Source organism: Aeromonas sp. S13(2024) (assembly GCF_041402405.1).
Lineage (GTDB): Bacteria > Pseudomonadota > Gammaproteobacteria > Enterobacterales > Aeromonadaceae > Aeromonas > Aeromonas veronii.
In genome coordinates, this window is the sequence record NZ_JBGLRA010000003.1 from 372228 (window position 1) to 386884 (window position 14657).

Below are 14657 nucleotides of genomic sequence, written 5' to 3' on the forward strand. Positions count from 1 at the left end.
GATGCGTATGCCGACCATTCTCAAAATCCTGCTGGGCAACAAGAAGGCTGCCTGTGGCCTCGCCATCGTGGTTGCCTTCGTACTGATGGCCCTCTTTGCCCCCATTCTGGCCAGCAACGAGCCGACCAAACGGGTGGCTCGCCCGCACCAGCCGCCCAGTGCCGAGTTCGTGATGGGATCCACCCGCATGGGCCACGATATCTGGGCCCAGTTCACCAACGGTGCCCGTATCTCGCTGCTGGTGGGCTTCAGCGCAGGCCTGCTGGTCTGCACCCTGGCCGTCGCCATCGGCATCACCGCCGGTTACTTCGGCGGTCTGGTGGATGAATGCCTCACCTTCCTGATGAACGTGGTTCTGGTGATCCCCAACCTCCCCTTGCTACTGGTGCTGGCGAGCTTTATCGGGGAGGCGTCACCGGCGGTGATTGCCGTGATAATAGGGTTGACCTCGTGGGCCTATGGCGCGCGGGTCATCCGTGCCCAGACCCTGGCGCTGCGCGAAAAAGAGTTCGTCATCGCCGCCGAAGTGCTGGGCGAGCCAGCCTGGCGCATCATTCTGGTGGAGATCCTGCCTAACCTCATCTCCATCATCGGGGTGAGCTTCATCGGCTCCATCATCTACGCCATCGTCACCGAAGCGACCCTGGAGTTCCTCGGCCTCGGCGACCCGACCGTGGTGAGCTGGGGCATCATGCTCTACAACGCCCAGACCTCCAGCGCCATTCTGGTCGGCGCCTGGTGGGAGATCCTGGCCCCCTGCTTCGCCATCGCCACCCTGGGTGCCGGTCTGGCTCTGCTCAACTTCGCTATCGACGAGATTGCCAACCCGCAGCTGCGCTCCCACAAAGGGTTGAGCCGCTGGAAGAAACTCGCGGCGCCGGTCACCACTCCGGTTGCCACAGCACAGGAGAAGACAGCATGAACAAGCATCCCCTGCTGTCAGTACGCAATCTTTGCGTCGACTACATCACCGAAAATGGCGACGTGCGCGCCGTCAACTCGGTGAGCTTCGATATCAGACAGGGCGAGATCTTCGGTCTCGCCGGTGAGTCGGGCTGCGGCAAATCCACCGTCGCCTTCTCGGTGGCCCGGCTGCACAAGCCGCCCGCCTACATCAGCGGTGGCGAGATCCTGTTCAAGGGGGAGAACATCCTCCACTACAACGACGAACGGTTGCGCTCCTACCGCTGGCAACAGGTGTCGGTGGTGTTCCAGTCCGCCATGAACGCCCTGAACCCTGTGTTGCGGATGGAAGAGCAGTTCTGCGACGTGCTGCTGGCCCACAACCCCGGCATGACCCGTTACGAGGCGATCAAGCGCGCCCAGGAGCTGCTCACCATCGTCGATATCCACCCGAGCCGGCTCAAGGACTACCCGCACCAGTTTTCCGGCGGCATGCGCCAGCGGCTGGTGATCGCCATCGCCATGGCGCTCAACCCCGAGCTGCTCATCATGGATGAGCCAACCACGGCGCTCGATGTGGTGGTGCAGCGGGAGATCCTGCAGAAGGTCTATGCCCTGAAAGAGAAGTTCAACTTCTCCATTCTGTTCATCACCCACGATCTCTCCCTGATGGTGGAGTTCTGCGATCGGATCGGCATCATGTATGCCGGTGAGCTGGTGGAGGTCGCTCCCTCCAAGGCGATCCTGACCGCGCCGCTGCACCCCTATACCAGAGGGCTCGGCAACTCCTTCCCGCCCCTGCACGGGCCGAAGAAGGTGCTGGAAGGGATCCCGGGCACCCCGCTCAACCTGCTGGAGGTGCCGGTCGGCTGCCGCTTTCAGGCCCGCTGCGGCAAGGTGCACGATCGCTGCCGTCAGGAGTACACCAAATTGGCCGAGATCCGCCCCGGGCAACAGACCGCCTGCCACCTCTATGAGGAGCAGGGACTGCAACAAGATTCCGTGATCTATCTGGACAAGGCCGCTGGCTGTTAAGGATGTCTGTCATGCAAATCGCCAAAACCGATGCACCCATCATCGAAGTCCAGCACCTCTACAAGGACTTCCCCATCAACTCCAATGCCATCAAGAGTGGCAAGATGCGGGCGCTGTCCGACATCACCTTCAACCTGCACCGGGGCCGCGCCCTGGCGGTGGTCGGGGAGTCGGGCTCCGGCAAGAGCACCATCGCCAAGATCATCGCCAAGATGTACAAGCTCAGTGCCGGGCGCATTCTCTATCGCGGCCACGATCTGGAGGAGTTCAACAAGGGCACCGCCCTGCTGGACTATCGCCAGAGCGTGCAGATGGTGTGGCAAGATCCGTTCGGTTCGCTCAACCCGACCCACACCATCTATCACCACATCGCCCGCCCCCTGCTGCTGCACAGCAAGGTGATCGACAAAAAAGAGCTGCCCGACATGGTCTACGCCCTGCTGGAGAAGGTCGGCCTGACTCCTGCCAAGGCGACCGCGGCCAAGTATCCGCACCAGCTCTCCGGCGGCCAGCGCCAGCGGGTCAACATCGCCCGCAATCTGGCGGTGGAGGCGGAGGTGGTGCTGGCGGACGAGCCGACTTCCATGCTCGACGTCTCCATTCGCATCGGCATCCTCAACCTGATGGAGCAGATGAAGAATGAGCTGGGCGTCTCCATGCTCTACATCACCCACGACATCGCCACCGCCCGCTATGTGGCGGAAGATCTGGCAGTCATGTATGTGGGACACATGGTGGAGTGGGGCGAGGTGGACGAGATCCTGCACCACCCGCAGCACCCCTACACCCAGCTGCTCATCTCGGCGGTGCCCGATCCCGAGAAGAGCATCCACGCCGAGCTGGAGGGGGGCCGCAAGGGAGAGATCCCGCTCTGGACGCCGGAGTCCTGCGGTTGCCCCTTTGCCGGGCGCTGCAATCAGGCGATGCCCCGCTGCAAGGAGGCGCTGCCCCCCATCACCAAGCTTGCCGACAATCACTTCGTGCGCTGCTACCTCTACGAGTGAAGGTGAACCCGATACCGGCCGGACAACCCTGTCCGGCCATGCCTCGATACGGGGCGGCCACAGCCCCGTGATGTGCCTCACCGCCCGTCGGTGAACCACAGGAGTAATACCTTGATGGAACTCTTGATCAATCAGGTGGGCTACGAGTGCGACGGACACAAGGTCGCCCTGTTGCAAACCTCCCCCGCCCCTGATCTCGGCGGCTATGTCAGGCTGCAACGCTTCGACGATGGCCAGATCCTGTTTGAAACCCCGCTGCAACCGGCTGGCAGCGTCCCCGGCTGGCAGGGCCGCGCTTACTGGCGTGCCGACTTCTCCGCCTTCAAGGAGCCCGGCCACTATCGGCTGGAGGCGATCACTGCCCAAGGCATTGTCCGCTCGACCCGCTTTTCCATCGGCCAGGATCTGCTGGCCAGCCGCTGCCTCTCCGACGTCATTCACTACTTCAAGGGGCAGCGCGCCAGCGGCACCTTCGATCGGGCCGACCGCAGCGCCCGCCTGTTTGGCACCGACCTGCACAAAGATGTGCACGGCGGCTGGTTCGATGCCAGCGGCGACATGAGCAAGTACCTGAGCCACCTCTCCTACGCCAACTACCTCAACCCCCAGCAGACCCCCATGGTGGTGTGGGCCCTACTCAAGTGCCGCGAACTCTTGGCCCCGCGCCGCGATATCGACGGGGTGAACCTCTGCAAGCGGCTCAATGACGAGGCGCTGCACGGCGCCGATTTCCTCTGCCGGATGCAGGATGAGTCGGGCTTCTTCTTCATGACCCTGTTCGACAAGTGGAGCAAGGATCCTGCCCAGCGCGAGCTGTGCGCCTATGCCACCCAGCAGGGGATCAAGTCCGCCAACTGGCAGGCCGGTTTTCGCCAAGGGGGCGGCATGGCCATCGCCGCACTGGCCCGCGCCGCCCGCGAGAGCGTCAGTGGCGACTTCGATGCCAGCCGCTACGCCGAGGCAGCCAAACGCGGCTACCTGCATCTGCGTGAGCACAACCTTGCCTATCTGGACAACGGGGTCGAGAACATCATCGACGACTACTGCGCTCTGCTCGCGGCGGTGGAGCTGACCCGCACTTTCGGCGCCGAGTGGCTGAATGAGGCGAGAGCCCGCGCCAGCAAGCTCTGTGCCCGCCAGCGCCCTCATCCTGAGCTGGGTCACTACTGGTCGGCCAACGAGGATGGCTCGCGCCCCTACTACCACGCCGCCGAGGCGGGTCTGCCGGTGCTGGCGCTGCTGGAATATCTGGGCATAGAGCCGGATCAGGGGCACCAGGCCCGGGTACAAACCGTGGTGGAGCAGGCGCTGGCCGCCGAGCTGGCGCTCTGCGCCCGCGCGGGCAACCCCTTCTCCCTCGCCCGCCAATATGTCAAAGGGGTGGATGAAGCGCCGCGCGTCAGCTTCTTTATGCCCCACAACAACGAGTCCGGTTACTGGTGGCAGGGGGAGAATGCCCGCCTCGCATCATTGGCGACCATGGCCTTTGCTGGCGCCCGCCACTTCCCCCGCCAGAGCCAGCCGCTGCTCACTTATGGCCAGCGCCAACTCGACTGGATCCTCGGGCAAAACCCCTTCAACGCCTGCATGCTGGCGGGCCACGGCATCAACAACCCCACCTATACCGCCGGGTATCCCAATGCGCAAGGGGGCATCTGCAACGGCATCACCTCAGGGTTTGATGACGAAAATGAGGTGGCCTTTATTCCGGAGGAGTACAAGGATCGGCTGGATCAGAACTGGCGCTGGGGCGAGCAGTGGATCCCCCACGCTGCCTGGTTTGCCCTGGCTATCAGCTGGCAGAGCGCCCTGAGTGCTCGACATGAGCAGGGAGGTCACCATGATTGAGTTCTGGGTCGGCGTCGATGGCGGGGGCACCCACACCCGCGCCCGCATTCGGGATCGGGCGGGCAAACTGCTCGGAGAGGGGCGCGCGGCCGGCTCCAATCTGGAGCTGGGCATCCCCCATGCCCACGCCAATGTGCTGGCCGCCATCGCCAGCGCCCGCCTTGCCGCTGGGCTCGGCATCGAGAGCGAACAGCAGATGGGGGTCGGGCTGGCGCTCGCCTCCGCCGAGCTGGCCGACTGCTATCACGCCCTGCTCGAGATGCCCTTCCCCTTTGCCAGCGTCAGGCTCACCTCCGATGCCTTCGGTGCCTGCCTCGGCGCCTTTGGAGGCCGTGAGGGGGCCATTCTGATCGCCGGTACCGGCTCGGTGGGGCTGGTCTATCAGGAGGGGCAGATCCGCACCTGTTCCGGCCGCGGCTTCCCCATTTCAGACATAGGCAGCGGCGCCTGGCTGGGGCTGCGCGCCATCCAGCAATCCCTGCTCTGCCACGACGGCATTCTGCCCCCCAGCACCCTCGCCATCCGCTTGATGGATCGCTTCAAGCGGGATCAGGCCGAGGTGGTTCGCTGGGCCGCCCGCGCCATTCCGGCGGACTATGGCCACTTTGCCCCCTGGGTATTCGATGCCGCCAGCGATGGCGACGAGCTCGCCAATCAGCTGCTGGACGAAACCTGCGAACAGCTGCGGATCCTGCTGGAGGGGATGACCCAGCTGGGTGCCAGACAAATCGCCCTGCTGGGGGGGATTGGCACCCGCCTCGCTCCCCGTCTCGGCCAGCTCAACCTGATCCCCCCCCAGGCAGATGCGCTCGATGGTGCCATCCTGTTTGCCCAATCAGAGGATTTTCCATGTCTACACCCCTGATCCACACCCAGGTCGCCCGACGTGACGGCGAGGATGTCTGGTTCACCTTCACCCTCTCACGCATGCCTGATCCCAAGTGGAAGCTGCACTTCTGTCTGGCTCGCCATATCGACCCCGACTCCTTGCAAGGGGGCGAGCTGGAGCGCCAGAGCGGCAGCTACAAAGTGATTGTCCCGAACGCTGGCAGCTGCGAGCTGCGCTTTTGCTGCCGCCAGACCCCCATCAAGAAGCTCTCCGACATGCCGCAGGGCTTTTTCCTCAGCTTGCCGGAGGCGACTACGGGTGCCCAACTGCTGCCGGTGACGCTGGCCGCTCAGGATCTCGGACTGGAGAACCCGCCGGTAGCCCGCCCCGACCTGCCGGATGTCGAGCCCCTGCCCGGTATAGTGCCGCAACCGGCCCATCTGGTACTGCTGGAGGGGAACTTCCGGCTGGCCGAGCGGGCTCATGTCAGCGCCCCCCGTGATGTGCCGAAATTGCTGGCCCACTTCAACGAGCTGACGTCGCTGGCGCTGGAGCAGGATCACGACGCTGAAATCCGGCTGACCGAGGCCAAACTGGCCCCCGAAGCCTACCAACTCACCATCACGCCGCAGGAGGTGGTAATTGCCGCCGCCGACGAAACGGGCTGGCGTCATGGGCTGGTCACGTTGGCCCAGTGGTATCTGCAACATGGGGAGAGCCTGCCCTGCGTCACGCTGGAGGATGCCCCGCGCTTTGGCTTTCGCGGCATTTTTCTCGACTGCGCCCGCCACTTCCACACTCCGGCAACCATCAAGCGCCTGCTCAAACTGATGAGCCTCTACAAGTTCAACCGCTTCCACTGGCACCTGACCGATGACGAGGGGTGGCGACTCGAGATAAAGGCCTTCCCGGAACTGACCGACGTTGGTGCTTGGCGCGGCCACGCTCTGGCGATCGGCCCCCAGCTCAGCGGCGGTGCCGAACCCTATGGCGGCTACTACACCCAGAGCGAAGTGAAGGAGCTGGTGAGCTATGCCGGTGAGCTCGGCATCACCGTCATTCCCGAGATCGACATCCCGGGCCACTGTCACGCCGCCATCAAGGCGCTGCCCGAGCTGCTGATCGAAACGGCAGATCACTCCCGCTACCGCTCGGTCCAGCATTTCGATGACAACGTGCTCAACCCCGCCCTGCCCGGCACCTACCGCTTTCTGGAGACGGTGCTGGACGAGGTATGCGAGCTCTTTCCCGGCCCGCAGATCCACATGGGGGGTGACGAGGTGCCGACCGGGGTCTGGACCGACAGCCCCGCCTGCCAGCAGCTGATGGTCGAGCAGGACTATGCCGACTGCCGCGAGCTGCAGGGCCATCTACTGCGCCACTGCCAGCGCTATCTGGCCGCCAGAGGCAAACAGATGATCGGCTGGGAGGAGATCCTGCATGGCGACAAGGTGAGCCGCAAAGCGGCCATCTGTGCCTGGACCAGCTTTCAGGCGGGGCTGGATGCTGCCGCGGCCGGTTATCCGGTGGTGATGGCGCCCGCCCAGTTCCTCTATCTCGATCTCGCCTGGAGCGCCGATATTCATGAACCCGGCCTCTACTGGGCGGGTACCCTCAATCTGGAGCAGATCTACTCGTGTGACCCTGCCCCAGCCGATTTCCATGCCAACGATAACATCCTCGGGGTGCTGAGCCCCTTGTGGTCAGAATTGATCACCAGCCGTGATCGTCTCGACTACATGTTGTTCCCGCGTATGCTGGCCACGGCCGAGGTGGCCTGGAGCGATCCCGCCCACAAGGGCTGGGAGCACTTCGCCGCCCGCCTGCCGGGTCAGCTGCAGATCCTCGATCAGTTGCAGGTGCGCTACCGGATGCCACAGAGGTAATGTTGTCTCTACTTTGGCGGCCAATCGGCCGCCTTTTTTACGATTAGCCAACAAAACATCAACTTCCCCCTACCATTCATCCGCCATTATTGGCAAAATCCAGCCCCCAATGAAGCTGGTCTGCCTCCTGCTGGCGCGAGCCTGCGGCCACCTCCAGATCTGCCACAATAACAACGACAACATTATCAACAAGAACATCGGAGCGTATTACTATGGCCCGCAGAGATGTCCATACCCTGGATAGCGAAGTGGTGTTTCCTGCCGACGTACAACTGGTCTCCACCACTGACCTGCGCGGGGTGATCACCTACGCCAACCCGGCCTTCTGCGACATCGCAGGCTACCCGGTCGATGAACTGGTGGGACACAACCACAATCTGGTACGCCACCCCGACATGCCCAAGGCCGCCTTCGCCGATCTCTGGGCCCGCCTCAAGGAGGGCAACCCCTGGCGCGGCATCGTCAAAAATCGCTGCAAGGATGGTCGTTACTACTGGGTAGATGCCTACGTCACCCCCATCTACGAAGGCAACAGGATCAGCGGCTACCAGTCGGTACGCTGCAAACCCGAGCCCCAATTCAAGCGCATCGCCGCTCAGACCTACCAAGCCCTGCTCAAGGCCGAGCGCGGCAACAGCAGCAACCTACCCTCTCTTGCCAAAGTACGCACCCCGGCCATTACCCTGCTGCTGCTCGGCCTGATGGGCTGGACCTTCGCCAGCCAAGGGGCCATGACCGTCCTGCTGATGCTGCTGCCCCTGTTGCTTATTGGCGGAGCCTACTGGCGCGAGCTCTTTGCCCTGCCCCACTATCTGCAGCAGCTGGGCCGTGAATATGACAGTCTGACCCGGTTGGTCTACTCCGGTGACAACCCCGGCGCCATTGCCGATTTTCATATCAAGATGCTTCAAGCCCGCATCCGAACCGTGTTGGGACGGATCAACGATGCCACGGCACCTCTGCAAACCCTTGCCATCAATCTGAAGCAGGCCTCTCATCAAGCCTGTCTCGATATCAACGAGCAAGATGCCCAGACCCAGCAGATGGCTACGGCTATGACTCAGATGGCCAACACAGCTCACGAGATCGCCCGCAACATTCAGGACTCCAACGGTCAGGTCAACGAAGCTCGGAATCGTTGTGAACAAACCAACCAGCAGTTGAACCAGACCGAGCAACAGATCGAACAGCTCGCCAAACAGGCAGAGCTGGCGTTCAACTCGGCGGTAGAACTCGCCAGCGAATCCGAACGGATTGGCAGTGTCATGGGCGAGATCCAGGGCATCGCCGAGCAGACGAACCTGCTGGCCCTCAACGCCGCCATCGAAGCCGCTCGCGCCGGGGAGCAGGGCCGTGGTTTTGCAGTGGTCGCCGACGAGGTGCGAACTCTATCGACCCGCACCCACAAGGCGACCGAGCAAATCCAGGGCAGCATCAAGCAGATCCAGCACACGCTGGGACGTTGGAAGGGAATGATGCAGGAGAACCTGCAACAGACCCGCGCATGTGCCGAGATGACCCGCCAGGGCGCCAGCAGTCTACATACCGTGCTGGCAGAGATAGAGCTGGTCACCGAACACTCCACCCAGATCGCCACCGCTGCTGAGCAGCAACAAGCGGTCGTGGAGGAGATCAGCCGCAGCATCCACCAGATATCCGCATACTCCCACGCCAACAGTCAGAAGATGCTGGATGTCGATCACTCCAGTCAGGCTCTGCTGGAACGGGCCAAGCAACTGAAGGGGCTTAGCCAGACCTTCGGCTGAATCATTGCCAGCCCCATGACAGAAGCGCCACAATGGCGCTTCTGTTGTTTTTGACGAATCGGGTTTATGAGCATTGAATCAAGTCCTGTCCCATTGAACAAAACTGCCCGTATCGAAGCGATCATCGCCTTGATCCCGGCAGGTCGGGTGGTCAGCTATGGTCAGGTGGCCGATCTTGCCGGGTTGCCCGGACGGGCAAGACTGGTGGGCAAGGTGCTGCGGGAAACCGACAAGGTACTGCCGTGGCATCGGGTGCTGAGCGCGGCGGGCACCATCTCGTTACCGAAAGGATCGCCAAGCTTTGCCGAACAGACGGGACGCCTGCAGCAAGAAGGGGTCGTGGTGATCGGTGGGCGGGTCAGAATGAAGCAGTGGCAATGGCAGCCCGATCTGGCCGAGCTGCTTTTTCTACTGCCGTTTTGAGGGGATCACAGCCGGATCACTCCAGCGGCGCCAGGATCTCGTCGCTGCGCACCTGCACCGGTATGGTCTCATCCGCGCGCTGCAGCAGCACCAGCAGGCTCTGCCGGTCAACCTCCAGCACATAGGCCGCCCCTTCACGGGTCATGCAGCTCATGCCTGGCCGGATCTCGTTAATCTCCATCTCAACCTCCTTGTCTACTTCGCGATTGACGACAGCTGCACTCCTTGCAGCTGTCTCAGTATACCGCTATCCATAAGCAAAGAGGCCCCTTGTCGGGGCCTCTTTTCATCAGGCTTTTTTAGCCTTTGGCAAACTCTCTTGCCAGGTACCGTTGTCGTAATGAGCGGTCCAACCGGTCGCCTTGCCGTTGACCTCGCTCATCACGTACTGCTCCTTGGTCTTGCGACTGAAGCGTACGATGGCGGGGTTGCCGTCCGGATCGGTGAGCGGGGCACCGGCCAGATACTTGTGTTTGGCGGAGATGCGATCCTTGAAGCGCTTGAGCTCTTCCACCAGCGGCGCGCGGGTCTCGCGGGATTTGGGGAAGTTGCTGGCCGCCAGGAACAGACCGGCAGCCCCGTCACGCAGCACAAAGTGAGCATCGGACTGGGTGCACTTGAGCTCCGGCAGCGGCACCGGATCCTCCTTCGGCGGCGCGATGTCGCCGTTTTTCAGGATCTTGCGGGTGTTCTTGCAGGTCTCGTTGGTGCAGCCCATGTACTTGCCGAAACGGCCGTTCTTGAGCTGCATCTCGGCTCCGCAACGGTCGCACTCGATGCTCGGCCCTTCGTAGCCCTTGAGCTTGAACTGGCCCTTCTCGATCTCGTAGCCATCGCAATCCGGGTTGCGACCACAGACGTGCAGCTTGCGGCTGTCGTCGATGATGTAGGCATCCATCGCTGTACCACAGACACCGCAGCGGTGCTTGGCGCGCAGCGCTTCGGTTTCCGCCTCTTCGCCGTCAGTGGCGGAGACAAACTCGTCGGCAGAGACCAGGTTGATGGTCTTCTTGCAGCGCTCTTTCGGCGGCAGGGCATAGCCGGAGCAGCCAAGGAAAACACCGGTGGTGGCAGTACGAATGCCCATCTTGCGGCCGCAATCCGGGCAGTCGATGTCGGTCATCACCATCTGGTTGGCACGCATGCCGCCCTCTTCGGGCGCCTTGTCAGCCTTCTCCAGCTCCTGGGTAAACTCGGCGTAGAAGGCGTCCAGCACCTTCTTCCACTCAAGGCTCCCTTCGGCGATGCCATCGAGCTTGTCTTCCATCTTGGCGGTGAACTCGTAGTTCATCAGCTCGACGAAGTTCTCCACCAGACGATCGGTGACAATCTCGCCCATCTTCTCGGCGAAGAAACGGCGGCTCTCGACCCGCACATATCCGCGATCAACGATAGTGGAGATGATGGAGGCGTAGGTAGACGGACGGCCGATGCCGCGTTTTTCCAGCTCGCGCACCAGCGCGGCTTCGGTGAAACGGGCAGGCGGCTTGGTGAAGTGCTGGCGCGGATCCAGCTTGATCAGCTTCAGCACCTCGCCCACGGTCACCGCCGGCAGCTGGCTATCTTCGCCCTTGCGACCCATCGGCGGCAGGGCCTTGGTCCAACCGGCGAAGCGCAGGGTACGGCCACGAGCCTTGAGCTCGAACTCACCCGCCTTGACGGTCAGGGTGGAGGAGTCGTACTGAGCCGGGGTCATCTGGCAGGCAACGAACTGACGCCAGATGAGATCGTACAGACGCATGGCATCCGGCTCCATCCCTTCCAGCATCTCGGCAGTCACCTGTACGTTGGAGGGACGGATCGCCTCGTGCGCTTCCTGAGCATTGGCCTTGGCGCCATACAGATTCGGCTCGGCTGGCAGATAGGCCGCGCCATACTGCTCGCCGATATATTCACGCACCGCCTCAACCGCCTCTTTGCTGAGGTTGGTGGAGTCGGTACGCATATAGGTGATGTAACCCGCTTCATAGAGACGCTGGGCCATCATCATGGTCTTCTTGACCCCGAAGCTCAGACGGGTAGAGGCCGCCTGCTGCAGGGTAGAGGTGATAAACGGCGCAGAGGGCTTGGAGCCGGTCGGCTTGTCTTCCCGGTTAACGACCTTGTAGTCGACCCCTTCCAGGGCAGCGACAGCGGCGAAGGTCTCGGCCTGGGTCACCGGCTTGAAGTCGGCACCGTTTCGGCTGACCACTTCCATCCGCAGATCGCTCTTGTCGGCGGTCAGCAGGTCGGCATTGAGATCCCAGAACTCGACCGGTACGAACGCCTTGATTTCACGCTCTTTATCGACGATGAGACGCACCGCAACGGACTGTACCCGACCGGCAGAGAGGCCACGAGCCAGCTTTTTCCACAGCAGCGGGGAGACCATGTAACCCACCACGCGGTCGAGGAAACGACGGGCCTGCTGGGCATTAACGCGGTCAATATTGAGTTCGGACGGCTGGGCGAACGCCTCCTTGATGGCGCTCTTGGTGATCTCGTTGAACACCACGCGCTTGTAGCGGCTGTCGTCGCCACCGATGATCTCGCGCAGGTGCCAGGCGATCGCCTCTCCTTCTCTATCCAAGTCGGTTGCGAGATAGATGGTGTCGGCTTTCTCGGCCAGACTTTGCAACTCGCTGACCACCTTCTCCTTGCCGGGCAAAATCTGGTAGTTAGCCTGCCAGCCAGCGGTCGGATTGATACCCATCCGGGCAAACAGGGCCTTGCGATCCTTGGCAGCCTTCTCGGATTCGCTCAACTTGATGCCGCGAATGACAGGTTTCTTGGGCTCGGTGCTGGCGCTGCCGCTGGTGGGCAGATCGCGAACATGACCAACGCTGGATTTCACCACGTAGTCCTTGCCCAGATATTTGTTGATCGTCTTGGCCTTGGCCGGAGACTCCACTATGACCAGTGATTTGCCCATGCTGTAACTATTATCCTCATTGCACCCGACGGGGTTGGTGTGCGGTTTTGTGGGGCTGTATAAGAGATTTGGCGCGAAAAAGCAATCTTGTGAGCAAATTTGCCTGACCAGCCCGAACCACACGGCTTCTTTTATTGCTTCTTTATTTATTAATGCGAAGGCAACAGGCCAGACGCAACCGCTTTTTCAATTTTCTGCCATACCGCCCCTCTTTTTATATCTGAAACGACATAAAAACGTCTGCTGGTTACCGGCTTGTTACAAAAACACAAAATCTCTTTATAATGGCCCAACCCGACGCATTGTGCGCGGAAGGAACCGCTACCCATCATAAAAATCGAAAGGATGTACTCAATGAAGCACTTCGAGGTCAATTTCGACGGTCTGGTCGGCCCGACTCATAACTATGCCGGCCTCTCCTACGGCAATGTTGCCTCCCAGAGCAATGCCCAGGAGGCTTCCAATCCGAAAGAGGCCGCCAAACAGGGGCTGCGCAAGATGAAGGCGCTGACCGAGCTTGGCATGACCCAGGGGGTACTGGCGCCACAAGAGCGTCCCGACCTCGCCACCCTGCGCCGCCTCGGCTTCACCGGCAACGATGCCCGGGTGCTGGAGCTGGCCGCCAAACAGGCTCCCGCCGTACTGGCTGCCTGCTATTCGGCCTCCAGCATGTGGACAGCCAACGCCGCCACCGTCTCTCCCAGTGCCGATACCCAGGATGGCCGCATTCACTTCACCCCCGCCAACCTGACCAACAAGTTTCACCGCTCCCTGGAGCCCGACGTCACGGGTCGCATCCTGCGCGCCGTGTTCAACAATGATCGCCACTTCAGCCACCACCTCCATCTGCCGGAGAATGACCACTTCGGCGACGAGGGGGCGGCCAACCATACCCGCCTCTGTCGCGCCTATGGCGAGGCGGGGGTCGAGCTGTTCGTCTATGGCCGCAGTGCCTTTGACTACTCCCGCCCGGCGCCGAAGCGCTACCCTGCCCGCCAGACCCTGGAGGCAAGCCAAGCCATCGCCCGCCTGCATGGCCTTGGCGAGGAGAGCGTGGTGTTTATTCAGCAAAACCCGGAGGTGATCGATCAGGGGGTATTCCACAACGACGTGATCGCGGTGGGTAACCAGAACGTGCTCTTCTTCCACCAGCAAGCGTTCCTCAACACCGAAACGGTGCTGACCGAGATCCGCGGTAAGTTTGGCGAGGGGGATTTGCACTTTATCGAAGTACCGACTGCCGAGGTATCCGTGCTGGATGCGGTGAAATCCTACCTGTTCAACACCCAGATCCTCACCCTGCCGAGCGGCGAGATGGCCATCATCGCCCCCACCGAGTGCCGCGACAATCCGGCAGTGTCGGCCTATCTTGGCAAGCTGCTGACGCAGGAGACCCCGATCAAAGCGGTCCACTATATGGATGTGAAACAGAGCATGCGTAATGGCGGCGGCCCCGCCTGTCTGCGGTTGCGGGTCGCCATGAACGATCAGGAACTCGCTGCGGTCAATCCGGCCTGCCTTATCAACGACAGCCAGTTTGCCCGCCTCGATGGCTGGGTCGATCGCCACTACCGTGACCGGCTGACCCTCGATGACCTGCGGGATCCGGCACTGGTGCAGGAGTCCCGCAGCGCACTGGACGAGCTGACCCAGATCCTGAAACTGGGTTCGATCTACCCGTTCCAGCGCTAGATGTGATGCCCGAGAAGACCGCCGACGCTGGCGGTCTTCTGCTATCTGCCTTGTCTTCAGCGCGATCGCCAACTTGCACAGATGCTGTTTTGTGCAGAAAAGCAGCGTACAACTTGCTGATAAGCTTGAATTTTGAGCTGGGTGTATCAAAAAATCGACGAACAGTCATTTTTTACTGCCAGATGCCTCATCAAGGGGTTCACAAAGCCTCTGGATCTGATAGTATGCGCCTCGCACTTGGGGAGGGGTTCCCGAGCGGCCAAAGGGATCAGACTGTAAATCTGACGGCTCTGCCTTCGAAGGTTCGAATCCTTCTCCCTCCACCATTCAAGTGCAAAAGTAGTGACAATCAGGAAATAC

11 protein-coding genes and 1 tRNA gene are annotated in these 14657 nt (G+C 61.6%); 10 read left to right on the top strand and 2 right to left on the bottom strand.

Going from position 1 to position 14657, the window contains the following annotated elements; translation table 11 throughout:
* Position 1 precedes the first annotated feature (1 nt).
* The 8 genes from ACB042_RS07380 to ACB042_RS07415 all read left to right on the top strand — a co-directional run bounded on the left by ACB042_RS07380 (position 2) and on the right by ACB042_RS07415 (position 9694).
* Positions 2-922, top strand: coding sequence for an ABC transporter permease (locus ACB042_RS07380; RefSeq protein WP_005347708.1), 921 nt, complete (start codon positions 2-4; stop codon positions 920-922).
* A complete protein-coding gene (locus ACB042_RS07385) occupies positions 919-1938 on the top strand; it encodes an ABC transporter ATP-binding protein (protein WP_019446723.1) in 1020 nt (339 codons plus the stop codon). The genes ACB042_RS07380 and ACB042_RS07385 overlap by 4 nt, the downstream gene beginning before the upstream one ends.
* An 11-nt stretch (positions 1939-1949) precedes the next feature.
* Complete coding sequence (locus ACB042_RS07390; protein ID WP_005353824.1) at positions 1950-2942, top strand: ABC transporter ATP-binding protein; 993 nt, start codon at positions 1950-1952, stop codon at positions 2940-2942.
* 114 nt (positions 2943-3056) lie between these two features.
* Complete coding sequence (locus ACB042_RS07395) at positions 3057-4790, top strand: glycoside hydrolase family 9 protein (protein ID WP_371178153.1); 1734 nt, start codon at positions 3057-3059, stop codon at positions 4788-4790.
* Positions 4783-5655, top strand: a complete 873-nt coding sequence (locus ACB042_RS07400) for a BadF/BadG/BcrA/BcrD ATPase family protein (protein ID WP_139442167.1) — start codon at positions 4783-4785, stop codon at positions 5653-5655. Before ACB042_RS07395 ends, ACB042_RS07400 begins: the two co-directional genes overlap by 8 nt.
* The gene (locus ACB042_RS07405; protein ID WP_371178154.1) at positions 5640-7505 is read left to right on the top strand and encodes a beta-N-acetylhexosaminidase; all 1866 of its coding nucleotides are present in this window, start codon (positions 5640-5642) and stop codon (positions 7503-7505) included. The genes ACB042_RS07400 and ACB042_RS07405 overlap by 16 nt, the downstream gene beginning before the upstream one ends.
* Positions 7506-7717: 212 nt before the next feature.
* Positions 7718-9271: a methyl-accepting chemotaxis protein gene (locus ACB042_RS07410; protein ID WP_371178155.1), complete on the top strand. Its 1554-nt coding sequence runs from the start codon at positions 7718-7720 to the stop codon at positions 9269-9271.
* A gap of 66 nt (positions 9272-9337) precedes the next feature.
* Positions 9338-9694, top strand: a complete 357-nt coding sequence (locus tag ACB042_RS07415; protein WP_371178156.1) for an MGMT family protein — start codon at positions 9338-9340, stop codon at positions 9692-9694.
* A 16-nt stretch (positions 9695-9710) separates the two neighbouring features.
* Here ACB042_RS07415 and ACB042_RS07420 read toward each other — a convergent pair whose 3' ends face one another.
* Together ACB042_RS07420 and topA are read right to left on the bottom strand one after the other, a co-directional pair.
* Positions 9711-9875 carry a hypothetical protein gene (locus ACB042_RS07420; RefSeq protein WP_005334891.1) on the bottom strand — a complete coding sequence of 55 codons (165 nt, stop codon included), beginning with the start codon at positions 9873-9875 and terminating at the stop codon, positions 9711-9713.
* Positions 9876-9983: 108 nt separating this feature from the next.
* Positions 9984-12605: a type I DNA topoisomerase gene (gene topA, locus ACB042_RS07425; protein WP_100653220.1), complete on the bottom strand. Its 2622-nt coding sequence runs from the start codon at positions 12603-12605 to the stop codon at positions 9984-9986.
* A gap of 354 nt (positions 12606-12959) precedes the next feature.
* Between topA and astB the strand changes: the two genes are divergently transcribed.
* Both astB and ACB042_RS07435 read left to right on the top strand, forming a co-directional pair.
* Positions 12960-14297, top strand: a complete 1338-nt coding sequence (astB, locus tag ACB042_RS07430; protein ID WP_371178157.1) for an N-succinylarginine dihydrolase — start codon at positions 12960-12962, stop codon at positions 14295-14297.
* 241 nt (positions 14298-14538) lie between these two features.
* Positions 14539-14623: transfer RNA gene (locus ACB042_RS07435), tRNA-Tyr, on the top strand.
* The last annotated feature ends 34 nt before the right edge of the window (positions 14624-14657 follow it).